General features: G+C 64.6%; 19 protein-coding genes. 15 read left to right on the top strand and 4 right to left on the bottom strand.

Features of this window, described 5'->3' with window-relative positions; all coding sequences use genetic code 11:
• Positions 1-76 precede the first annotated feature (76 nt).
• The 6 genes from rpe (at position 77) to katG (ending at position 7,367) form a co-directional block, all read left to right on the top strand.
• Positions 77-778: a ribulose-phosphate 3-epimerase gene (gene rpe, locus BHD06_RS19195; protein WP_080458589.1), complete on the top strand. Its 702-nt coding sequence runs from the start codon at positions 77-79 to the stop codon at positions 776-778.
• A gap of 8 nt (positions 779-786) precedes the next feature.
• Positions 787-1,443, top strand: a complete 657-nt coding sequence (gene gph, locus BHD06_RS19190; protein WP_080458588.1) for a phosphoglycolate phosphatase — start codon at positions 787-789, stop codon at positions 1,441-1,443.
• A 27-nt stretch (positions 1,444-1,470) separates the two neighbouring features.
• Positions 1,471-2,433, top strand: coding sequence for a nitronate monooxygenase family protein (locus BHD06_RS19185; RefSeq protein WP_080458587.1), 963 nt, complete (start codon positions 1,471-1,473; stop codon positions 2,431-2,433).
• Positions 2,434-2,524: 91 nt separating this feature from the next.
• A complete protein-coding gene (locus BHD06_RS19180; protein ID WP_080458586.1) occupies positions 2,525-3,805 on the top strand; it encodes an acetylornithine deacetylase/succinyl-diaminopimelate desuccinylase family protein in 1,281 nt (426 codons plus the stop codon).
• A 71-nt stretch (positions 3,806-3,876) separates the two neighbouring features.
• Positions 3,877-5,043, top strand: coding sequence for a lytic murein transglycosylase (locus BHD06_RS19175; RefSeq protein ID WP_080458585.1), 1,167 nt, complete (start codon positions 3,877-3,879; stop codon positions 5,041-5,043).
• A gap of 158 nt (positions 5,044-5,201) precedes the next feature.
• Positions 5,202-7,367, top strand: coding sequence for a catalase/peroxidase HPI (gene katG, locus BHD06_RS19170; protein ID WP_080458584.1), 2,166 nt, complete (start codon positions 5,202-5,204; stop codon positions 7,365-7,367).
• Positions 7,368-7,683: 316 nt separating this feature from the next.
• Here katG and BHD06_RS19165 read toward each other — a convergent pair whose 3' ends face one another.
• From BHD06_RS19165 to BHD06_RS19150, 4 genes are all read right to left on the bottom strand, one after another.
• Positions 7,684-8,679: a hypothetical protein gene (locus BHD06_RS19165; RefSeq protein ID WP_080458583.1), complete on the bottom strand. Its 996-nt coding sequence runs from the start codon at positions 8,677-8,679 to the stop codon at positions 7,684-7,686.
• A gap of 10 nt (positions 8,680-8,689) precedes the next feature.
• Positions 8,690-10,513, bottom strand: a complete 1,824-nt coding sequence (gene glmS, locus BHD06_RS19160) for a glutamine--fructose-6-phosphate transaminase (isomerizing) (RefSeq protein ID WP_080458582.1) — start codon at positions 10,511-10,513, stop codon at positions 8,690-8,692.
• Positions 10,513-11,868 (bottom strand): bifunctional UDP-N-acetylglucosamine diphosphorylase/glucosamine-1-phosphate N-acetyltransferase GlmU, encoded by a 1,356-nt coding sequence (gene glmU, locus BHD06_RS19155; RefSeq protein WP_080458581.1) that lies wholly within the window; start codon positions 11,866-11,868, stop codon positions 10,513-10,515. Before glmU ends, glmS begins: the two co-directional genes overlap by 1 nt.
• 106 nt (positions 11,869-11,974) lie before the next feature.
• Positions 11,975-12,934, bottom strand: coding sequence for a LysR family transcriptional regulator (locus BHD06_RS19150; RefSeq protein ID WP_080458580.1), 960 nt, complete (start codon positions 12,932-12,934; stop codon positions 11,975-11,977).
• 109 nt (positions 12,935-13,043) lie between these two features.
• On the opposite strand from BHD06_RS19150, the gene BHD06_RS19145 reads away from it, so the two are divergent.
• The 9 genes from BHD06_RS19145 (at position 13,044) to BHD06_RS19105 (ending at position 21,937) form a co-directional block, all read left to right on the top strand.
• Positions 13,044-13,910: an ABC transporter permease gene (locus BHD06_RS19145; RefSeq protein WP_080458579.1), complete on the top strand. Its 867-nt coding sequence runs from the start codon at positions 13,044-13,046 to the stop codon at positions 13,908-13,910.
• Positions 13,910-14,695, top strand: coding sequence for an ABC transporter permease (locus tag BHD06_RS19140; RefSeq protein WP_080458578.1), 786 nt, complete (start codon positions 13,910-13,912; stop codon positions 14,693-14,695). Before BHD06_RS19145 ends, BHD06_RS19140 begins: the two co-directional genes overlap by 1 nt.
• Before the next feature lie 35 nt (positions 14,696-14,730).
• Positions 14,731-15,873 carry a PotD/PotF family extracellular solute-binding protein gene (locus BHD06_RS19135; protein ID WP_080458577.1) on the top strand — a complete coding sequence of 381 codons (1,143 nt, stop codon included), beginning with the start codon at positions 14,731-14,733 and terminating at the stop codon, positions 15,871-15,873.
• Between the two features lie 108 nt (positions 15,874-15,981).
• Positions 15,982-17,052 (top strand): ABC transporter ATP-binding protein, encoded by a 1,071-nt coding sequence (locus BHD06_RS19130; RefSeq protein WP_080458576.1) that lies wholly within the window; start codon positions 15,982-15,984, stop codon positions 17,050-17,052.
• A gap of 4 nt (positions 17,053-17,056) precedes the next feature.
• Positions 17,057-18,409: an aspartate aminotransferase family protein gene (locus BHD06_RS19125; protein WP_080458575.1), complete on the top strand. Its 1,353-nt coding sequence runs from the start codon at positions 17,057-17,059 to the stop codon at positions 18,407-18,409.
• A complete protein-coding gene (locus BHD06_RS19120) occupies positions 18,409-19,335 on the top strand; it encodes a 3-keto-5-aminohexanoate cleavage protein (protein WP_080458574.1) in 927 nt (308 codons plus the stop codon). Before BHD06_RS19125 ends, BHD06_RS19120 begins: the two co-directional genes overlap by 1 nt.
• Before the next feature lie 3 nt (positions 19,336-19,338).
• Positions 19,339-19,821 carry a GNAT family N-acetyltransferase gene (locus BHD06_RS19115; protein WP_080458573.1) on the top strand — a complete coding sequence of 161 codons (483 nt, stop codon included), beginning with the start codon at positions 19,339-19,341 and terminating at the stop codon, positions 19,819-19,821.
• Entirely contained in the window at positions 19,818-20,846 is a 1,029-nt protein-coding gene (locus tag BHD06_RS19110; protein ID WP_080458572.1) for a histone deacetylase family protein, read from the top strand. Before BHD06_RS19115 ends, BHD06_RS19110 begins: the two co-directional genes overlap by 4 nt.
• Positions 20,843-21,937 carry an FAD-binding oxidoreductase gene (locus tag BHD06_RS19105; RefSeq protein WP_080458571.1) on the top strand — a complete coding sequence of 365 codons (1,095 nt, stop codon included), beginning with the start codon at positions 20,843-20,845 and terminating at the stop codon, positions 21,935-21,937. The genes BHD06_RS19110 and BHD06_RS19105 overlap by 4 nt, the downstream gene beginning before the upstream one ends.
• Positions 21,938-21,958 lie beyond the last annotated feature (21 nt).

Here is a 21,958-nt window from a genome sequence, read left to right as displayed (position 1 = left end):
GGCAACCGGGCCGCTCTTGACCTTCGCTGCCCTAGCGCGCATGTCCCCAACATCCAGTCCTGAGAGGAGCCACGCCATGACCGTCACCCGTTCCATCAAGATCGCGCCGTCGATCCTGTCGGCGGATTTCGCCAATTTCGGGGCCGAGATCCGGGCCATCGAGGATCAAGGCTGCGACTGGGTGCATGTCGATGTGATGGACGGTCATTTTGTGCCCAACCTTACCTTCGGCCCGCCGCTCTGCGCCGCCATCCGCCCGCATATCAAGACGGTGATGGACGTGCATCTGATGATCGCGCCGGTCGATCCTTATATCGACGCCTTCGCGCAGGCGGGCGCGGATGTTCTGACCGCGCATCTGGAGGCCGGGCCGCATACCCACCGCACATTGCAGGCCATTCGCGGCGCGGGCTGCAAGGCGGGGCTGGCGCTCAACCCCGGCACAGGGCTCGACGGGGTGGAGCATCTGCTCGACATGATCGACCTTGTCTGCGTGATGACCGTGAATCCCGGCTTTGGCGGGCAGAAATTCATCCACAGCCAGATCGACAAGGTAAAGCGTCTGCGCGCGATGATCGGTGATCGGCCCATCCATATCGAGATCGACGGCGGCATCACGCCCGAGACAGCCCCTTTGATGGCTGCCGCCGGGGCCGATGTGCTGGTGGCGGGATCGGCGGTGTTCAAGGGCGGTAGCGTTGATAACCCCGGCGTATACGGTGAGAACATCCGCAGCATCCGCACCGCCGCAGAGGCGGCCACTGGCGCGATGGCATGAACCGGGGCATGGCACGCGCGGTCATTTTCGACCTCGACGGCACGCTGATCGACAGCGCGCCCGACATTCACGCCGCCGCCAACACCCTGATGGAGCGACACGGCTTTGCCCCCTTTACGCCTGCCGAAACGCGCAGCTTTATCGGCAGCGGCGTGCCGCATTTCATCACCTGCTGCCTGCGCGCCCGCGACCGGGCCGGGGATGCGGCCCTGCGCGCGCAGCTGATCGCGGAATTCATCGAGCTTTACGAGACAGCGGTGACGCTGACGCAGGTCTATCCCGGCGTCGCGGACGCGCTGACGGTGCTGGCTTCCGAACCCTACGCGCTCGGCGTTTGCACCAACAAGCCGGTCGGCCCGGCGCGCGCGGTCCTGGCGCATCTAGGCTTGGCGGCGCATTTCCCGGTGGTGATCGGCGGCGACAGCCTGACCGTGCGCAAACCCGATCCCGCACCCCTGCGCGCAGTGGTGGCGGGGCTGGGCGCGCGCGACGTAGTCTATGTCGGCGACAGCGAGGTCGATGCGGAAACGGCAGCCCGCACGGGCCTGCCCTTCGCACTCTATACCCAAGGTTACCGCAAGGGTCCGGTCGCGGACATCGCCCATGACCGCGCCTTCGACGATTTCGCCGAATTGCCGGGGATCGTCGCTGACCTCTTGTCCTGAGCGTGGCCTCGCGCGCATACTGCGCCCATGCGCACCCGTCTTACCGATGCCTTTGACCTGACCCATCCGATAGTCTCGGCCCCGATGGCCTTTGCCGCCGGGGGGCGGCTTTCGGCTGCTGTCAGCCATGCCGGGGGGCTGGGCCTTATCGGCGGAGGTTATGGCGATGCCGACTGGCTGGACGGGGCCTTTGCCGAGGCCGGTAATGCGCGCGTCGGCTGTGGGTTCATCACCTGGAAAATGGCCGAGAGACCGGATGTTCTGGATCAGGTGCTTGCGCGCGATCCGGCGGCACTTTGCCTGTCATTTGGCGACCCGGCCCCCTTCGCAGGCCGTATCGCCGAGGCGGGCGTGCCGCTGATCTGCCAGGTGCAGACCCTGCGCGACGCGCAGCGCGCGGCGGAGTGTGGCGCGCGGGTGATTGTGGCACAGGGCTCCGAGGCCGGCGGCCATGGCGAACGGCGCGGCACGATCACGCTGGTGCCCGAGGTGGCAGACTGGCTGGCGGGCAACGCGCCTGATGTGCTGCTCTTGGCGGCAGGCGGCATCGCCGACGGGCGCGGGCTGGCGGCGGCCCTCATGCTGGGAGCCGATGGCGTGCTCATCGGCTCGCGGCTCTGGGCCTCGGAAGAGGCGCAGGTGAGCGAGGCGATGACCGGGGCCGCGATTGCCGCCAGCGGGGACGAAACCATCCGCTCTACCGTGATGGATGCCGCGCGAGGCCTGCGCTGGCCCGACCGCTACACCGCGCGAGTGCTGCGCAACCCGGTGACCGAGCGTTGGCACGATGATCCCGATGCCTTGCGCGCCGCCCCCTGCGCGCAGGCCGACTGGGCGACGGGCTGGGCGGCGGGCGATCCGTCCCGTGCCAACACCTTTGTCGGCGAGGCGACGGGGCTGATCAATGACCGCCCGCCGGTATCCGAGATCATCGAGGGTATGGTGGATCAGGCCGAAGCGCTGTTGCGGCAAGCGCCGGGGCTGGATTGAGGGTTGGGGAATATGAGTATTTTTGCCATAAAGAAACAGGCTGTCATGGTCATTTCGCGCGCTGGTCTACCTGTTGGGCGGGGGTGAGACGATGACGTTCAAGGACAGGCTGACCGATGAGATCGCGGCGCGCGAGGCGGATCTGGTGGCGCTCACGCAGGACCTGATCCGCATCCCGACGCTGAACCCGCCGGGCGTGAACTATCGCGAGATCTGCAACTATCTCGACCGGCGACTGACCAAGGCGGGATTTGCGACGGAAATGATCCGCGCCCATGGCGCACCCGGTGACAGCGACCGGCATCCGCGCTGGAACATCGTCGCGCGGCGCAAGGGCGCGCGCCCCGGTGCCTGCGTGCATTTCAATAGCCATATCGACGTGGTCGAGGTTGGCCATGGCTGGACTGTCGACGCCTTTGGCGGTGAGTTGCGCGACGGCAAGATCTACGGGCGCGGTGCCTGCGACATGAAGGGCGGGCTGGCGGCGAGCATCGTGGCGGTCGAGGCCTTTATTGCCATTTGCCCCGACCATGCCGGGGCCATTGAAATCAGCGGTACGGCGGATGAGGAATCGGGTGGCTTTGGTGGCGTGGCCTATCTGGCGGAACGCGGTTATTTCAGCCCCGACCGCGTCGATCATGTGATCATCCCCGAACCCCTGGGCAAGGACCGCATCTGTCTGGGTCACCGCGGCGTCTGGTGGGCCGAGATCGAGACCCATGGCGAGATCGCCCATGGCTCCATGCCGTTCCTGGGCGATTGCGCGATCCGCCACATGGGCGCCGTGATCGAGGCGATGGAGGCGCAGCTCTTCCCCGCGTTGGCCGCGCGGCGCACCGAGATGCCGGTGGTGCCCGAGGGCGCGCGGCAATCGACACTCAACATCAACTCGATCCATGGCGGCGAGCCGGAACAGGACGGGGATTACACCGGCCTGCCCTCGCCTTGCGTGCCCGACCGCTGCCGCATTGTGATCGACCGGCGGTTCCTGATCGAGGAGGATATCGGCACGGTCGAGGCGGAGGTGCGCGCCGTGCTCGAAGCCGTGCGCGACGGGCGGCCCGGCTTTGATTACACAATCCACGAATTGCACCGCGTCCTGCCCACCATGACCGAGCGCGACGCGCCGGTGGTCGCGGCTGTGGCACGGGCGGTCACGGAGGTGTTCGGTCACGCGGCTGATTATGTGGTCAGCCCCGGCACCTATGACCAGAAACATATCGACCGGATCGGGCGGCTGAAGAACTGCATCGCCTATGGCCCCGGCATCCTCGATCTGGCGCATAAGCCGGATGAATACGTGGGCGTCGAGGATATGGTGCAGTCGGCGCAGGTCATGGCCTTTGCGTTGCAAGACCTGTTGGGCGGATAGCCGGTTATGGCAGTTGCGATCGCGCGGGCGATCCTGTTTCATCGGCGCGTTCGAAAACAGTGAGGTATGACATGCGGCGGATCGGATTGGCGGGCGCGTTCTGGGCGTTGACAGCGGGTGGGGCAGCAGCAGCCTGCGGCGGCGATTTCAACACCTTCGTCGCGGATCTGCGCGAGGAGGCACGGGCGCGCGGCCATGACGCGGCGACGGTGCAGCGGTTCTTTTCTGGTGTCCGGCAGGATGCATCGGTGCTGCGTGCCGACCGGCGTCAAGGCGTGTTTCAGCTGCCCTTCACCGAGTTTGCCCGCCGCCTGATCAGCGCCGACCGGCTCAACCGCGGCCGACAGATGGCCGAGCGCTATGACAGCACCTTTGACCGGATCGAGCGTGACTATGGCATCAGCCGGGGTGTGTTGCTGGCCTTCTGGGCTTTCGAGACCGATTACGGCGCGGTGCAGGGCGATTTCAACACCCGCGACGCGCTGGTGACATTGGCGCATGACTGCCGCCGCCCCGAGATCTTCCGCCCGCAGATCTTCGCCGCGATCGAGCTTTTCGCGCGGGGCGATTTCGACCCCGCCCGCACCACCGGCGCCTGGGCCGGGGAAATCGGCATGGTGCAGATGCTGCCAGAGGACATCCTGGAGCATGGCACCGACGGCGATGGCGACGGGCATGTCCGATTGAAATCCTCGGCACCCGATGCGCTCTTGTCCGGGGCGTCGATGCTGGCCGGGCTGGGCTGGCGCGCGAATGAGCCGTGGTTGCAGGAGGTGGCGCTGCCGCAGGGCTTCGACTGGGCGCAATCGGGGCTGGAGGTGACACGCAGCGGTGCCGACTGGGCCGCCATGGGCCTGCGCCCGCGTCATGGCGAGATCGCGAACCTGCCCGCCAGCGTGATCCTGCCGCAGGGCAAGGGCGGGCCGACCTTTCTCGCTTATCCCAATTTCCGGGTCTATTTCGAATGGAACCAGAGCTTTACTTACGTGCTGACCGCCGCCTATTTCGCCAACCGGTTGGAGGGTGCGCCTGTGTTTGACGCGGGCCACCCCGCGCCGGGGCTTTCGGGTGAGGAGATGAAGGCGCTGCAACGCAAGCTCAAGGCGCGCGGCTATGATGTCGGCGGGGTGGACGGTATTCTCGGGGCCAATACGCGTGCTGCGGTGCGCGAGATGCAGGGCAAGCTGGGACTGCCGGTTGATGCTTGGCCAACACGCGACTTGCTGAACCGGCTGTGACAAATCAATAACAAAAACCTATCGCTTTGATCAGAAAACGCAACTTCCCCTAATGTCGTGGATTTGTTAGAACGATTCTACATTTTGCGGATAAGTTGAGGCATGCGCCCGCACCGCAGCAGCGAATACCGCAGACCCAACCTGAATTGGAGGACAAGATGGACGGCAACGATATGGGCAAATGCCCCGTTATGCATGGCGGGCTGACCGAGAGCGGCACGAGCGTCACCAGCTGGTGGCCCAATGCACTCAATCTCGACATTTTGCATCAGCATGACAGCAAGACCAATCCGATGGGGTCGGACTTCGACTATGCCGAAGAGGTCAAGAAGCTCGACTTCGACGCGGTCAAGGCCGATGTCACCGCGCTGATGACCGACAACCAGGATTGGTGGCCCGCCGATTGGGGGCACTACGGCGGCTTGATGATCCGCATGTCCTGGCACGCGGCGGGCACCTATCGGCTGGCTGACGGGCGTGGTGGTGCTGGCACCGGCAACGTCCGTTTTGCGCCGCTCAATTCCTGGCCCGACAACGGCAACCTCGACAAGGCGCGACGCCTGCTGTGGCCGGTCAAAAAGAAGTACGGCAACCGTCTGAGCTGGGCCGACCTCATCATCCTCGCGGGCACCGTGGCCTACGAATCGATGGGTCTCAAGACATACGGTTTCGCCTTTGGCCGCGCCGATATCTGGCACCCGGAGAAAGACACCTACTGGGGGGCCGAAAAGGAATGGCTCGCCCCGTCCGACAACCGCTATGGCGATGTGGCCAAGCCCGATACGATGGAAAACCCGCTCGCCGCCGTGCAGATGGGTCTGATCTACGTCAATCCCGAAGGCGTCAACGGGCAGCCCGACCCGCTCAAGACCGCCGCGCAGGTGCGCGAGACCTTTGCGCGCATGGCGATGGATGACGAGGAAACCGCGGCGCTGACCTGTGGCGGGCACACCGTTGGCAAGGCGCATGGCAACGGCGATGCAGCCACGCTCGGGGCCGAGCCCGAGGGCGCGGATGTCGAGACGCAGGGCCTTGGCTGGGTCAACCCCAACCTAGGCGGCAAGGCGACCAACGCGATTACCTCGGGGATCGAGGGTGCGTGGACGACCAATCCGACACAGTGGGACATGGGTTATTTCAAGCTGCTCTTCGGCTATGAATGGGAGCTGACCAAATCTCCTGCAGGCGCGTGGCAGTGGCAGCCCGTCGACATCAAGGAAGAGGACATGCCGGTCGACACCACCGATACCTCCAAGCGCGTGATGCCGATGATGACCGACGCCGACATGGCGATGAAGATGGACCCGACCTACCGCGCAATATGCGAGAAGTTCATGGCCGACGAAGCCTATTTCTCGGACACCTTCGCGCGGGCCTGGTTCAAGCTGACGCATCGCGACATGGGGCCCAAGGCGCGCTATATCGGCCCCGACGTTCCGGGCGAAGACCTGATCTGGCAGGACCCGATCCCGGCAGGTCCTACCGGCTATGATGTGGCGGCGGTCAAGGCCAGGATCGCCGACAGCGGGTTGAGCCTGTCGGACATGGTCAACACCGCATGGGACAGCGCACGCACCTATCGCGGCTCTGACATGCGCGGGGGTGCCAATGGCGCGCGTATCCGTCTGGCCCCGCAAAAGGACTGGGAAGGCAACGAGCCCGAGCGTCTGGCGCGTGTTCTGGGCGTGCTGGAGCCGATTGCCAACGAGAGCGGCGCAAGCCTTGCCGACGTGATTGTGCTGGCTGGGAATGTCGGTGTCGAGCAGGCGGCCAAGGCCGCCGGGTTCGACGTCGAGGTGCCGTTCCATCCCGGTCGCGGCGATGCCACGGCCGAGATGACCGATGCCGCATCCTTTGACGTGTTGGAGCCGCTGGCCGATGGCTTCCGCAACTGGGCCAAGCAGGACTATGTCGTCAGCCCCGAGGAAATGCTGCTCGACCGGGCGCAGCTGATGGGCCTCACGGCGCATGAGATGACCGCGCTGATCGGCGGCATGCGAGTGATGGGCACCAACCACGGCGGCACGGCGCATGGTGTCTTTACCGACGACGTCGGCGCGCTCTCGACCGATTTCTTCACCACGCTCACCGACATGGGCTACAAGTGGGAGCCTGCGGGCAGCGGCACCTACAACATCGTTGACCGCAAATCGGGCGAGACAAAACACACCGCGACCCGCGTCGATCTGGTGTTTGGCTCCAACTCGATCCTGCGGGCCTATGCCGAGGTCTATGCGCAAGACGACAATGCGGAGAAATTTGTGAAAGATTTCGTCGCCGCCTGGTCCAAGGTGATGGAGGCCGATCGCTTCGATCTGACCTGATCGGGCGTCACGCCACGATATGAGACGTCGCCGCGCGGCCCCGACACGGGCCGCGCGGTTTCTTTTTGGGGAACGTGGCGTTTGGCCTTGAGCCGACCTTGGTTCGACAGACCCGGCGCGGAACAAGGCCGGAGGCCGCCGCGCCATCGCCAGGCCGCCCCCACGGACTGGCGATTTGTCTAAGTTCGCGCGCCAATCAGAGTTATTCGGATTTGGCAGACATAAAGTGCCCTGAAACCGCGTAAGATCACCAGTCCGCGGCCTGGCAATGGCGCGGCTCACAGCAACGGCAGCTTCAGGCCATTTTCGCCCTGCTTCAGCTTTCGCGCCGGATCAGTTTCAGGATGGCGCGCACCGCGTGCTGAAATTCCACCACCTCACCCGAATGGCCGCGCGGCGGATGCTCTGGCAAATCGGTGTGCGGGGGAAAGAGCCTGACGCGATCCGGGAAATACCGCTGCCGCATCGCCGCGTTGCGCGCCTCCAGCGTGTCGTTGATCTGCTGGCGCTCGTCCGGTCTCAGCACGTCGCCACTGGCAAAGAGCATGGGGTCTTCGCTTTGCTGTAGAAGCCGCCCGATGCGGCGGCGCGCCTTCTTGTCAAATCCGGCGGCGCGCTCGTCGAAAAGGCCGAGCGCCTCGCTGGCGAGACGCGACAGCGACCGGTTCGCGGCGACGCGCGGCAGGGTCACAGCCTCGGGAGCGACACCGAGGGCCGATAAAAAATCGGGGATCACGTCCTGTCCCGCCATCTCGTCGCGCAGGTAGAGGCGGGGCAGGATCTCGGCCTCCGGTATTTGTGTCTCGATACGTTCGAAAAGCGTGTCGAGATTCATGTAATCGGGATCGCTTTCAATCTGCTCCAGACGCCGGGCCACAAAGGCATCGACCCCTCCGGTCTGCATCGCGTTCTTGGCGCGTTGCTTGTAATCGGCCTCGATGAAATCATCGAAGCGGCGGAGATAGAGAATCACGCGCACCGGTGCGTCGATGCGGCTGAGGAAACGGTGCTGGAGGGGGGGCAGGTCGCGACCGAAGAACATCTCGCTCGAGAGGATGCAGTGCTGCGCGCTGTGTCCGGCATATTCTGCGGCGAAATCCTCGGGCTCGTCCTGCGGCGCGTTCTGCCAGCCCCGGCTCATGTGAACCGCCATGGCGTTGTGGCAGATCAGCCGCGCGGCACCGGTGCCCCGGTCGCGGCCCGTGGTCATGTAGCGGATGCCGTGACCCTCCAGAAACCCCGGCTGCGCATGCAGATACCCCTGAAGCGCCGTAGTGCCGGTCTTGGGCATGCCGATATGAAGCCAGAGCATGGGTGTCTTCCTACTCCACCGTTACGGATTTTGCGAGGTTGCGCGGCTGGTCCACATCGGTGCCCTTGGCGATGGCGGTGTGATAGGCCAGCAGTTGCGCAGGCAGCGCGTAGAGGATGGGGGCCAGCACCGGGTCGATATCGGGCAGGGTGATCGTCCGCCATGTCTCCTCGCCAGCCGCCGTGACGCCCTTCGCGTCCGAGACCAGCAGAATTTGGCCGCTACGCGCCATCACCTCCTGCATGTTCGACACAGTCTTGTCGAAGAGCGCGTCACAGGGGGCCATCACGATCACCGGCAGGGTTTCGTCGATCAGCGCGATCGGTCCGTGCTTCAACTCGCCCGAGGCGTAGGCCTCGGCATGGATATAGCTGATTTCCTTGAGCTTGAGCGCCCCTTCGAGGGCCAGCGGATACATCATCCCCCGGCCCAGGAAAAGCGCGCTCTGCGCGCCCGACAGATCGCGCGCGGCGGCGCGGATGGCGGGGCCGGTCTCCATCGCGGTGTTGAGCGTGGCGGGCAGGGCGCGCAGTTTCGACAGCATGTCGGCCAGCGCATCGCTGCTCATCCGGCCACGCAGATGCGCCGCCTTGAGCGCGAGCAACAGCAGCACGGTCAACTGGCAGGTGAAGGCCTTGGTCGAGGCAACGCCGATCTCGGCACCGGCGAGGATCGGCAGCGCCAGATCGCTCTCTCGCGCGATTGAGCTTTCGGTGACGTTGACCAGCGACAGGATCGCATCGGCGCGCCCCTTGCAGTAATGCAGCGCCGCAAGGGTGTCGGCAGTCTCGCCCGATTGGCTGACAAAGAGCGCCACGGTGCCCGGCACCAGCGGCGGCTCACGGTAGCGGAACTCCGAGGCGATATCGACATCCACCGGCAGGCCCGCCAATTGCTCAAACCAGTATTTCGCGGTGAGGCAGGCATAGTAGGCGGTGCCGCAGGCCACGAGGCTCAATCGAGGAACCTCGGCCAGATCGGGCGCGCCCTCGGGCAGCACGATATCGCGCCCGTCCGTGCTGAGGTAGTGGGTGATCGCGGTGCCGATCACCGAGGGCTGCTCGGCGATCTCCTTGGCCATGAAATGCCGATGCCCGCCCTTGTTGACCTGCGCATCGAAACTGTCGATGGTCTTGACCGGGCGCGCGACCTCAGCGCCCGTCGCGTCGGTGATGGTCACGCCCTGCCGGGTCACGACCGCGATATCGCCCTCTTCGAGATAGGTGATGCGGTCGGTCATCGGCGCAAGTGCGATGGCATCCGAGCCCACGAACATCTCGCCCTTGCCATGGCCTACGGCGAGCGGGCTGCCCTTGCGCGCGGCGATCAACAGGTCGGGGTGCCCGTCGAACAGGAAACACAGCGCATAGGCCCCCTTCAGCCGCTCGACGGTGGCGCGCGCGGCGGCCTCCGGGCTCATGCCCTGCGTCATGTGGTGATGCGCGAGCAGCGCCACCGTCTCGGTGTCGGTATCGGTTTCGTGTCCGATACCGGCCTGCGAGAGTTCGGCACGCAGCTCGCGGTAATTCTCGATGATGCCGTTATGCACCACGGCAACCGGCCCGGCCTTGTGGGGATGGGCATTGGCCTCGGTTGGTGCGCCATGCGTGGCCCAGCGGGTGTGGCCGATACCGGCCTTGCCCGCGAGCGGATGATGCACCAGCAGATCGGACAGGTTCACCAGCTTGCCCACGGCGCGCCGCCGGTCGAGCCGCCCGTCGTTCAGCGTCGCGATCCCGGCGCTGTCATAGCCGCGATACTCAAGCCGCTTCAGCGCCTCGACCAGCGTCGGCGCCGCCTCATGATTGCCGAGAACCCCGATGATTCCGCACATTATCCGCGCTCCTTGTCCTGTCGTGCCTTCCTGGCCCGCAGCATCTCCATCAGCTTGCGCCCGAAACCGGGCTTGTCGACCTGTTTGGCGCGCGCGATGGCGAGCGCGCCGGGGGCCACATCCTGCGTGATGACCGAGCCGGAGCCGGTCATCGCCTCGTCGCCGACCGAGACCGGCGCCACCAGCATGGTGTTCGAGCCGATGAAGACCCGTTCGCCGATGCGGGTCTCGTGTTTCATCACACCGTCGTAATTGCAGGTGATGGTGCCAGCGCCGATATTACTGTCACGGCCCACCTGCGCGTCTCCCACATAGCTCAGGTGATTGACCTTGGCCCCCTCGCCGATCAGCGCGTTCTTGACCTCGACGAAATTGCCGATCCGGCTGTCTTCGCTCAACTCGGTGCCGGGGCGCAGTCGTGCATAGGGCCCCACCACCGCACCGCGCGCGACGTGACAGCCCTCGAGATGGCTGAAGGCGCGGATATGCGCGCCGGTCTCGACGGTGACGCCGGGGCCGAAGATCACATTCGGCTCGATCAGGCAGTCACGACCCAGATGGGTGTCATGGGCGAAAAAGACAGTCTCGGGCGCAATCAGTGTCACGCCGTTCTCCATTGCCCCGGCGCGCGCGCGGGCCTGAAAGGCGGCCTCGGCGTGGCCCAGATCCGCGCGGCTATTGATGCCCATGGTTTCGGCCTCGTCACAGGTGACGGCGGCGGCCGAGAGGCCACGCGCGCGGGCCAGCCCCACAATGTCGGTCAGGTAATACTCGCCCGAGGCATTGTCGTTGCCGACGGCCTCGATCAGGTCAAAGAGAAGCGGGGCAGGGACCATGACAACGCCGCTGTTGCACAGGGTGATCGCGCGTTCCGCCGGGCTTGCGTCCTTGAATTCCACGATCCGCTTGAGCGCGCCACCCTCGACCACCAGCCGCCCGTAGCGCCCCGGATCGGCGGCCTCGAACCCCAACACCACCACGTCATGCGCGGCGCGCGCGGCGGCCATCTTTTGCAGCGTCTCGGGGCGGATGAAGGGCGTGTCACCATAGAGGACGATGGCATCGCCGGTGAAGCCCGCCAATGCCTCCCGCGCCTGCGCCACGGCATGGGCGGTGCCCAACTGTTCCTCTTGCAAGACAACCTGCGCCGCCTCGTCATGCTCTTGCGCCGCTTCGGCCACTGCCCTTGCCTCGTGCCCTGCCACGATCACGGTATGGTCGGGGTCGAGTGCTGCACCGGCCTGCATCGCATGCACCAGCATCGGGGCATCGGCGATCCGGTGCAGAACCTTGGGCAGATCGGAGTTCATCCGCGTTCCCTTGCCCGCCGCCAGAATGATGAGTGCAATCGACATGAGGACTCCTCTGCGCTCTCAAGACGCATTCGTTGTATCGGGTCACCGCGCAGGTGCAAGAGTGCGCGCAATCACGATGCTTGACCAGTCATGTCGCGCGGTGGTGTCAGCGATAGGTCCGTGCGTCTATCGGGGTTTCGTCGATGCGCCGCAAGAGCCGGTCGAGCAGCGACTGTTCCGCGCGGTTGAGCACGGCGCGCGGGTTCCAGACCACATGCACATCCACCGCCGCCGTTTGATCATAGGGCGGCAATTGCCACAAGAGGCCGTCGCGCACATCGCGCTCGGCCACGTGCAGAGGCAAGGGGCCGATGCCGAGACCCGCGATGATCATGCGGCGCACCTCCTCCAGATGGCTCGACGTGGCGATGATCTGATCGCCCAGTTCGGCCTGCGCGCGCATCAGCGTCACCGGCTTGAGCGCGTCCTGCAGGCGGTCGGTCTCGAAGCTGACGGCGCTTTGGCCCGCCAGATCGGCGCGGGTGAGGTCGCGGCGGCCAAAGAGGGCGTGTGGCGGGCCGCAAAACAGGCCGAAGAATTCGCGGTAGAGGCGCAGATATTCCAGCTTGGGATTGCGCTGATGCACGAGGCAGATGGCGAAGGAGGCCGAGCGCGCCGAGACTGTCTCGATCGCCTGCGCCGAGGAATGCACCTCGATCGTGAGCGTCGCGCGCGGATTCTCGGTGTGGAACTCGGCCAGCACCTGATCAAAAAGCGGGCAGATGACATGGCTTGCCAGAGACAGCCGCACATGCCCTGTCACCTCGTCGGTCATGTTGCGCATCAGGGTCGAGAGACGCAGGATCGAGCCTTGGATATCCAGCGCCTCGCGATAGAGCACCTCGCCGGCCTCGGTCAGCTCGAACCGCCCCGGCGAACGGTGGATGAGACGTTTTCCCACCCGATCCTCAAGCCTTTTCAAGGCGGTAGAGACCGACGGCTGGGTCAGGCGCAACCGGTTTGCGGCGTCTGTGACCGACCGTGATTGCGCCAGTACGACGAAGGTGCGCAAGAGGTTCCAATCCATCTCGCGCATGATCCGTTCAGGGCTGTCGCGGCTATCCATAGATCTCATCTATTGTCATAATTCTTCTTATCTATTTGATTAATGATGGACCGCTTTGCACCCTCTGGGCAAGCCCGCATTCGACGGGCAGCGCAGGAAAGGGAGACGCATGTCGGTCGAAGCCCGCGAGGCAAGACAGCCGTGGATATTGCTTTCACCCGCCCTCGGGGCGGTACTTTTCCTGCTGATAATCCCGCTGATGTTCATCGTGGTCTATTCGTTCTGGCTGCGCTCGGCCATGGGGGCGGATCAGGTCGGGTTCTTCCTCGACAATTGGGAAAAGGCGCTGAGCGACCGGTTTTATCGCGACATATTGCTCAACACGCTGAAAATCGCGGCGATCACCACCGTGATCTGCGGGCTGATGGGCTATCCGGCGGCGTATTTCATCGCGCGGTCCAAGGGCAACAAGATGATCCTGCTGCTCTTGCTGATGCTGCCGTTCTGGATCAGTTACATTATCCGCACGATGAGCTGGATCAACATTCTCGGCACCTCGGGCGCGCTCAATACCTTGCTCCTGTCGCTCGGGATCATCAGCGAGCCGATGCAGATGCTCTATAACGAGGCGACGGTGATCCTCGGGCTCGTGCATTTCCTGCTGCCGTTCATGGTGCTGAATGTCTATGTCAGCCTTGAGGGTATCGATACCAATCTCGAAGACGCCGCCACCTCGCTTGGTGCCACACGGTGGGAGGCGTTTCGCCAAGTGACCCTGCCGCTGTCGCTGCCCGGTCTGGCGGCGGGCGGATTGCTGTGCTTCGTGCTGGGCGCGGGCACCTATATCACCCCGGTGATTCTTGGTGGACCGCGTGACGCGATGTTCGCCAACCTGGTGTTCGAGGCGATCATCACGCAGCTCAACTGGCCGCTCGGCTCGGCGCTGTCGCTCTTGCTGCTGGCGGTGCTGGGCGTACTGGTGGGCATCTACAATCGTTATCTCGGCATGGCGCAACTCGCCAAGGGGCTCGGGTGATGGGCTGGCAGGCGATTCGCATCTGGACCGTTCTGGTCTATGGTTTCATGTTCCTGCCGGTGGCGGTGGTGGTGCTGCTGTCGTTCAACGCCAATCAGTTCGGCAGTTTCCCGATGACCGGCATGTCGCTGCGCTGGTTCGAGGAATTGTGGAATAATGATGCTGTGATGCGCGCCTTTCGCACCTCGATCGTGCTTGGGCTGATGACAGCGGTGATCTCGACCACCTTGGGTATCCTCGCGAGCCTTGCGCTGGTGCGCTACAAGATCCCCGGGCGCAACACGATCACCACGCTGCTGATCGCGCCCATCCTGGTGCCAGAGGTGGTGCTGGCGGTGGCGCTATTGCTGTTTCTCAACTGGCTCGGCCTCGGCAAGAGCTTTGCGCTGCTGCTGGCGGGCCACGTGATCTTTACCCTGCCCTTCGTGATCCTCGTGGTGCAGGCGCGTCTGGTGTCAATCAAGCGCGACGTGGAGGAGGCGGCGCTCAGCCTCGGGGCCTCGCCGGTGCAGACGTTTTTCGCGGTCACGCTGCCGTTGATGCTGCCCGCCGTTGCCGCTGGCGCGCTCTTTGCCTTCACCATCAGTTTCGATGACATTACCGGCACGCTGTTCTGGAAGCCGGGCGGGGTGGAGACCGTGCCGACGCAGATCTTTTCGATGCTGCGCAATTCAATCAGCCCGGAAATCAACGCGCTCGGCACGGTGATGATCGTGATGACCGTGGGCCTGCCGCTGGTTGGCGCGGCGGTGGCCCGCAAACTCGCCATGAAAAGCGGCAGTTAAGAACCGCATTAACCCTCAACAAGGAGATATGAAAAATGGACAATAGCAAACGATATGAACGCCTGCTTGAGCGTTATCGCAACGGCGATCTGGATCGGCGCAATTTTCTGGGGCTGATCGGGGCGGCGGGCCTCGCCTATGGCGTGCAGACGCCCTTTGCCAAGCTGGCCCATGCGCAGGACGTCAAGCAGGTGCGCTTTGATGGCTGGGGCGGTGTCGTGTCCGAGGCGTTTCGCGAGCATGCTTTTGATCCCTATACCGCCAAGACTGGTATCAATGTCGTCGATGGCACGTTCGCGGGCAGCGATGAATATATGGCACAGGTCCGCTCCAGCCAGGAGGGCGAATATAACATCGCGCATCTCTCGGGCGTGTTCGATTATGCCCGCTATGTGAATTTCGGCCTGACGGTGGAATTGAACCTCGACAACATCCCCAACATGTCGCTGGTGATGGATGCGCTGACCAATGCATTCCGGGGCGTGACGCCGGATTACCTCTCGGCGGTGCCCTATGACTATGGCACGACGGGGCTGGCCTATAACCGCAAGTATATCTCCGACGAGGAGATGAAGGAGAAAGGTGCCAGCATCCTGATCGACGAAGCCTATAAGGGCAAGATCGGTGGTTGGGGCGAGTGGCGCACCCGCATCTGGTACGGCGCGCTCCAGACGGGTCAGGACCCGAACAACATTCAGGATATGGAGGCCGTCTGGGACGCAATCCGCAGCCACCGCGATCTGGCGCTGAAATACTGGTCGTCGGGCGCGGAACTGATGAGCCTGCTGGCCGAAGAGGAAATCTACGTGACCGAAGGCTGGTCGGGCCGTATCGCCGCCTTGCAACAGCAAGGCCATGATATCGGCTATTACGACGCGCCGGGCAGCTTTGCGTGGCAGGAATGCCTGCATGTTCTCAAGGGCAGCCCCGTCGAGGCCTGCGAGGAACTGCTGAACTTCATGCTGGCGCCCGAGACCTCCATCGCCGTGGCCGAGGGGCAGAACTATCCGCCCGCGCTTGACGGCACCAAGGTCGATCTCGGTGACAAGATTCCGACCCTGCCGGCCTATGATCCCACGGGCACGCTCGCATCGCTCACCTTTGCCGATCCGAAATACTGGAACGGCAATGAGGCGGAATGGTCCGAGACCTTCAGCCGCGTGCAGCGCGGCTACTGAGCGATCCGGTTCTCAAGGAGTGCCAAGGCCGTTCGAACGGTCTTGGTCACGCAATTTCGAAATTGCGTGCCCGCCGCCTCGCGCGGCCTCGCAACATAGGAGACCGCGATGAGCGCCGTCACCCTACAAGACATCGTCAAGCGCTTCGGCACATTCACCGCCGTGCATCGCACCACGCTGGAGATCCCAGAGGGCGCGTTCGTCACGCTGCTGGGGCCCTCGGGCTGTGGCAAGACCACGAACCTGCGGATGATCGCCGGGCTGCTCGACCCGAGTGAGGGGGAAATCCTGATCGGTGGCCGTAGCGTCAACGACGTGCCCATTCACAAGCGCAACCTTGGCCTCGTCTTTCAGAACTACGCGCTCTTCCCGCACAAGACCGTGGCCGAGAACGTGGCCTTTGGCCTGAAATACCGCGACGTTCCAAAATCCGAGATCCCGGCCAAGGTGCAGGCGGCGCTCGATCTGGTGCAACTGCCTAATGTCGGGGACCGCTATCCCAAGGAACTGTCAGGCGGGCAGCAACAGCGCATCGCGCTTGCCCGTGCCATCGTGATCGAGCCGGACGTGCTGCTTCTGGACGAGCCGCTCTCCGCGCTTGACGCGAACCTGCGCGAGGATATGCGGGTGGAATTGAAGCGCATTCAGGAGCGTATCGGCGTGACGACTGTCTTTGTCACCCATGACCAGTCCGAAGCGCTGGCCATGTCCGATCTGATTGTGGTGATGTCAGGGGGCCGGGTGGAACAGGTGGGCAAGCCCGAAGAAGTCTACAACACCCCCGCTTCGGAATTCGTCGCCAATTTTCTCGGGGCCTCCAATATAATGGCGGCGACCTGCACCGATCACGGTGCCGCCGTCGTGCTCGAAGAGCCTACCTTTGGCCGTGTGCAGGTGCCCGCTGCCAAGGCTCCAAACCTCACCGGCACCGGCGCGGCCAAGCTGGTGGTGCGTGCCGAGAAACTGTTGCTGTCAAAAGCCCAGGCCCCCGAGGGCGTGATTTCGGTTCCCGCCACCGTCGAAACAGTGGATTATCAGGGACAGGCGGTGCGCTATTTCGTCCGCGCGGGCGAGGCGCAGCTGCAAGCCATCAACATGATCGACGAACGCCCCTTTGCGGCGGGCGATGCGGTCCATCTGCATCTGCGCCCGCAGGATTGCGCGGCGCTTCCGGGATAAGACAATGAACGTGAAACCCTCTCATCTTTTCTATCAGGGGCGCGAGCGCAAGCCGGTGCTAGATCAGGCGCGCGGCGTCTACATGTGGGACGTGGACGGCAAACGCTATCTGGACGGATCATCCGGCGCGATGGTGTGCAATATCGGCCATTCCAACGAGAATGTGCTGGAGGCGATGCGCCGTCAGATGGAGAAATCCACTTTTGGCTACCGCCTGCATTTCGAGACCGAGGCATCCGAGAAACTCGCCGCCAAGACCGCCGCCTTGTGCCCCGAGGGCCTTAACCGCGTGTTCTTTGTCTCGGGCGGGTCCGAGGCGGTGGAATCGGCGCTGAAGCTGGCGCGGCAATATGCACTGGCGATCGGTGAGGGTCGCCGCTGGAAGATCATCAGCCGCGCGCCTTCCTATCACGGCTGCACGCTTGGCGCGCTCGCCATCACGTCCTATGCACCGCTGACCGATCCCTTTGCGCCGATGATGCAGGCGATGCCCAAGGTGCCCGCGCCCCGCGCCTATCTTGACGGGCTTGACCCCGAGGACGAGGCGACGGGCCATCATTACGCCGATATGCTGGAGGCCAAGATTGTGGAGGAAGGGCCTGAGAGCGTGCTGGCCTTTGTCGTGGAGCCTATCGGTGGTGCCTCGACCGGGGCGTTGGTGCCGCCGCGCGGCTATATGGAGCGGGTGCAGGAGATTTGTCGCCGGTATGGCGTGCTGCTGATCCTTGATGAGGTAATGACCGGCGCGGGGCGCACGGGCAGGTTCCTTGCCTCCGAGCATTGGAACCTTTCCCCCGACATCATCGTCATGTCCAAGGGGTTCGCCGCCGGTTATGTGCCGCTTGGCGCGATGGCCGCGCATGAGCGACTGGTTGAGGCCGTGCTCGATGCAGGCGGCTTTCTGCATGGCTATACCTATGCCGGAAACCCGCTGGCCTGCGCCGCCGGTCTGGCCGTGATCGACGAGATCGAGCGGCAGGATCTGGTGGGCAATGCCGCGCGCTTGGGCGTGAAACTCAAGGAACGGCTGGAGGGGCTGATGCAGCGCTATGCCATCATCGGCGACGTGCGCGGCAAGGGGCTGCTCACCGCGTTCGAATTCATGGCTGATCGGGGCAGCAAGGCCCCGCTGCCCAAGCACCTGAATGCCTTCAACCGCTTCGTGCAGATCGCTTATGACAAGGGGCTGATCGTCTATTCGCGGCGCACCCGCGACGGGGTGGAGGGCGATCATATCATCGTCGCCCCGCCGATGATCGCGACCGAGACGCATCTCGACGAGATCATCGAGATGCTCGATGCCTCGCTGTCGCAGTTCACCAAGGCAATCCGCCCGGCGCTGGAGCGGGCGGTGTGATGCGCGAGATCATCATCACCTGCGCGCTCACCGGTTCGATCCACACGCCCAGCATGTCACCGCATCTGCCGGTGACCGCGGATGAGATCGCAACGGCAGGTGTCGAGGCGGCAGAGGCGGGCGCGTCGATCCTGCATCTGCACGCGCGCGACCCCGAGACCGGCCGCCCTTCTGCCGACCCCACGCATTTCCGCGCCTTCCTGCCGCGCCTCAAACAGGGCTGCGATGCAGTGCTGAACATCTCGACCGGGGGCAGTGCGGTGATGAGCCTCGATGAGCGCCTTGCTGCGCCTAAAGAGGCCGCGCCGGAAATGGCCTCGCTCAACATGGGCACGATGAATTTCGCCCTCTACCCGATGGCCGGGCGGATCACCGACTGGCAGCATGACTGGGAAAAGCCGTTTCTCGAAGCCTCCGACGATCTGGTGTTCAAGAACACCCCGCGCGACATTGCCCGCATCCTGACGGAATTGGGGCAGGAGCGCGGCGCGCGGTTTGAATTCGAATGCTACGATCTGGGGCATCTCTACATGCTGCGCCATTTCGCCGATCGGGGCCTGATCGAGGCGCCGTTCTTCATCCAGTTCGTCTTTGGCGTGCTGGGGGGCATGGGGCCGGACCCCGAAAACCTGAGCCACATGGTGCGGATCGCCGACAAGCTGTTCGGTGACGATTACATGTTCTCGGTGCTGGCTGCGGGCCGTCACCAGATGCCGATGGCGGCGCAGGCGGCGGCAATGGGCGGGCATGTGCGCGTGGGGCTGGAGGACAGTCTGACGATTGCGCGCGGCACGCTCGCGCGGTCCAATGCCGAGCAGGTGGAGAAAGTGCGCGGTATTGTCGAGGCCATGGGGCGCGAGGTGGTGGATGCGGATGGTGCGCGCCGCCTCTTGCGTCTCAAGGGCGCGGACCGGACGGCGATCTGAGCCATGGGGACGGAGTATCGCGCGGTCACGACAGAGGCGGATATGGTTCTTCTGGACCGGGCCTTGCGGTCCCTCAGCCATGATCTGGGGGATCAGCATATGGCCGGTCTGGATGCCTTGCGCGCCGGGCTGATGGGGGATACGCCAGCGGCTTACGGACTTCTGGCGGTGAAGCATGACCTGATCGGCGCGGCGCTCTATAGCCCGGTGTTTTCCACCGCGCAGGGGGCGGCGGGGGTCTATGTCTCGGATCTCTGGGTCGATGCGGCGACGCGCGGGCAGGGGGCGGGGCGGTGCCTTCTGGCCGAGGTGGCGCGCCGGGCTGAGGTGCAATGGGGTGCGGCATGGATGACGCTGGCGGTCTATGGCCACAGCACCGCGTCGCGCCGGTTCTACGAGCGCCTGGGCTTTGCGCCGCAGGACCAAGTGACACAGATGCGCCTGCCAAGGGCAGGCCTCGACAGACTGAAGGGAGAGGGCAGATGAAGGCCATTTTCGACGACCGCCAGTGGAAGCATGACCCCCAGCATTTCATGGCAAATGGCGTCATTCAGCCCAGCCCCGAACAACCCGAACGCATCGCCCGGCTAACCGAGGGTGCGCGCGCGGCGGGGTGCGAGATTGTCGCCCCGAATGATGCCGGGCTCGGCCCCATCGCCGCGCTCCATTCGCCGGAGTATGTAACCTTTCTGCGCAATATCCACGCCCGCTGGCAGCGGATCGAGGGCGGCGGGCCCGAGGTGATCCCCAACATCCACCCCGCCACGCGCGGCGATGGCTACCCCAAATCCGCTGTAGGGCAGGCGGGCTATCATCAGGCCGATACTGCCTGTCCCATCGGCGCGGGCACGTGGGAGGCCGCCTATTGGTCGGCGCAGGTGGCGGTGACGGGGGCCGATCTTGTCGCATCGGGTGAGCGCGCCGCCTATGCGCTCTGTCGCCCGCCGGGGCATCATGCCTTCGGCGATCTTGCGGGGGGCTTCTGCTTTCTCAACAATTCCGCGATCGCGGCTGAACGGTTGCGTATGGACGGGCTGCGCACCGCCATCCTCGATGTGGACGTGCATCACGGCAACGGCACGCAGGGCATCTTCTACAACCGCGACGATGTGCTGACCGTGTCGATTCATGCCGATCCCGAACGGTTCTACCCGTTCTTCTGGGGTCATGCGGCGGAGCGCGGCGCGGGGCGCGGCATGGGCTACAACCTCAACCTGCCGCTGCCGCGAAAGACCGGCGATGACGATTACCTGCGCACGCTCGACCGCGCACTGGAGCGGATCGTCAATTTCGGCGCTGACGCGGTGGTGGTCGCGCTCGGCCTCGATGCCTATGAGGGCGATCCGTTTCAGGGACTGGCTATCACCACGCCGGGGTTTGGGCGCATCGGCGGGGCGATAGCAAACCTCGGGTTGCCCACGCTTTTCGTGCAGGAAGGCGGGTATCTCTGCAAGGAATTGGGCCAGAACCTGACCGCGACGCTGACCGGTTTTGAGCGGGTGCTGTCATGAGCGATATCATCATTATCGGCGGCGGCATCGCGGGCGTAAGTGCGGCGGCCGAATGCGCCCGCGCCGGGGCACGCGTGACCGTGTTGGAGAGCGAGCCGCAGATCGGCTACCACGCGACCGGGCGCTCGGCGGCGATCTTTATCCGCAATTACGGCAACGCGACGCTGAGGGCATTGAATGCCGTGGCCGAGCCGATTTTCGAGCAGCCCGGCGAGATCAGCGACAAACCGATCCTCAGCCCGCGCGGCGAGTTGATGGTCGCCTCGGAGGAGGAGCTGCCCAAGCTTGATGCCTATCTCGACGGCGCGGTAGGGGTGGAGCGGTTGACAGGCCGTGAGGCTGCCGAGATCGTCCCCATCCTGCGCCCCGAGCGCATTGCAGGCGCGATGATCGAGCGCGACGCGCGCGGCATCGACGTGGATCTGCTGTTGCAGGGCTATGCAAGGATGCTTCGGGCGCGCGGGGGGCAGATCGTCACCGGCGCGCAGGTGCAGGCGCTCCGGCATGAGGCGGGGCAATGGCACGTGGACGCAGCGCAGGGCAGCTTTGCCGCGCCCGTCATAGTCAACGCAGCGGGCGCATGGGCCGACGAGGTTGCCGCGATGGCCGGTCTGCCGCGTCTCGGCCTGCAACCCTATCGCCGCTCCGCCGCGATCATTCCTGCCCCCGAGGGGCACGAAACTGAGCATTGGCCGATCTTCGGGTCCATCGCCGAGACCTGGTACGCCAAGCCCGAGGCGGGCAAGCTGATGGTGTCGCCCGCCGACGAAGACCCGGTCGAGCCGCACGACGCCTGGCCCGAGGACATGGTGCTTGCCGAGGGCCTCCACCGGTTCGAGCAGGCGGTGACGCATGAGGTGACACGGCTGGAACACAGCTGGGCGGGCTTGCGCACCTTCGCGCCCGACCGCACGCCGGTGGCGGGTTTCGATCCGCGCGCCGATGGGTTTTTCTGGCTGGCGGGGCAGGGCGGTTATGGCGTTCAGACCGCGCCCGCGCTATCGCAGTTCAGCGCAGCACTTCTGACCGGGGCCGTGCCCGTGCTCGACGCGGCAACTCGCGCCGCACTCGCGCCCGACCGTATTTTCTGATCCAACCGAAAGGACCCGCCC

It is taken from the genome of Roseovarius sp. A-2 (assembly GCF_002072155.1).
Taxonomy (GTDB): domain Bacteria; phylum Pseudomonadota; class Alphaproteobacteria; order Rhodobacterales; family Rhodobacteraceae; genus Roseovarius.
This window is presented reverse-complemented; position numbering and strand designations above follow the sequence as displayed.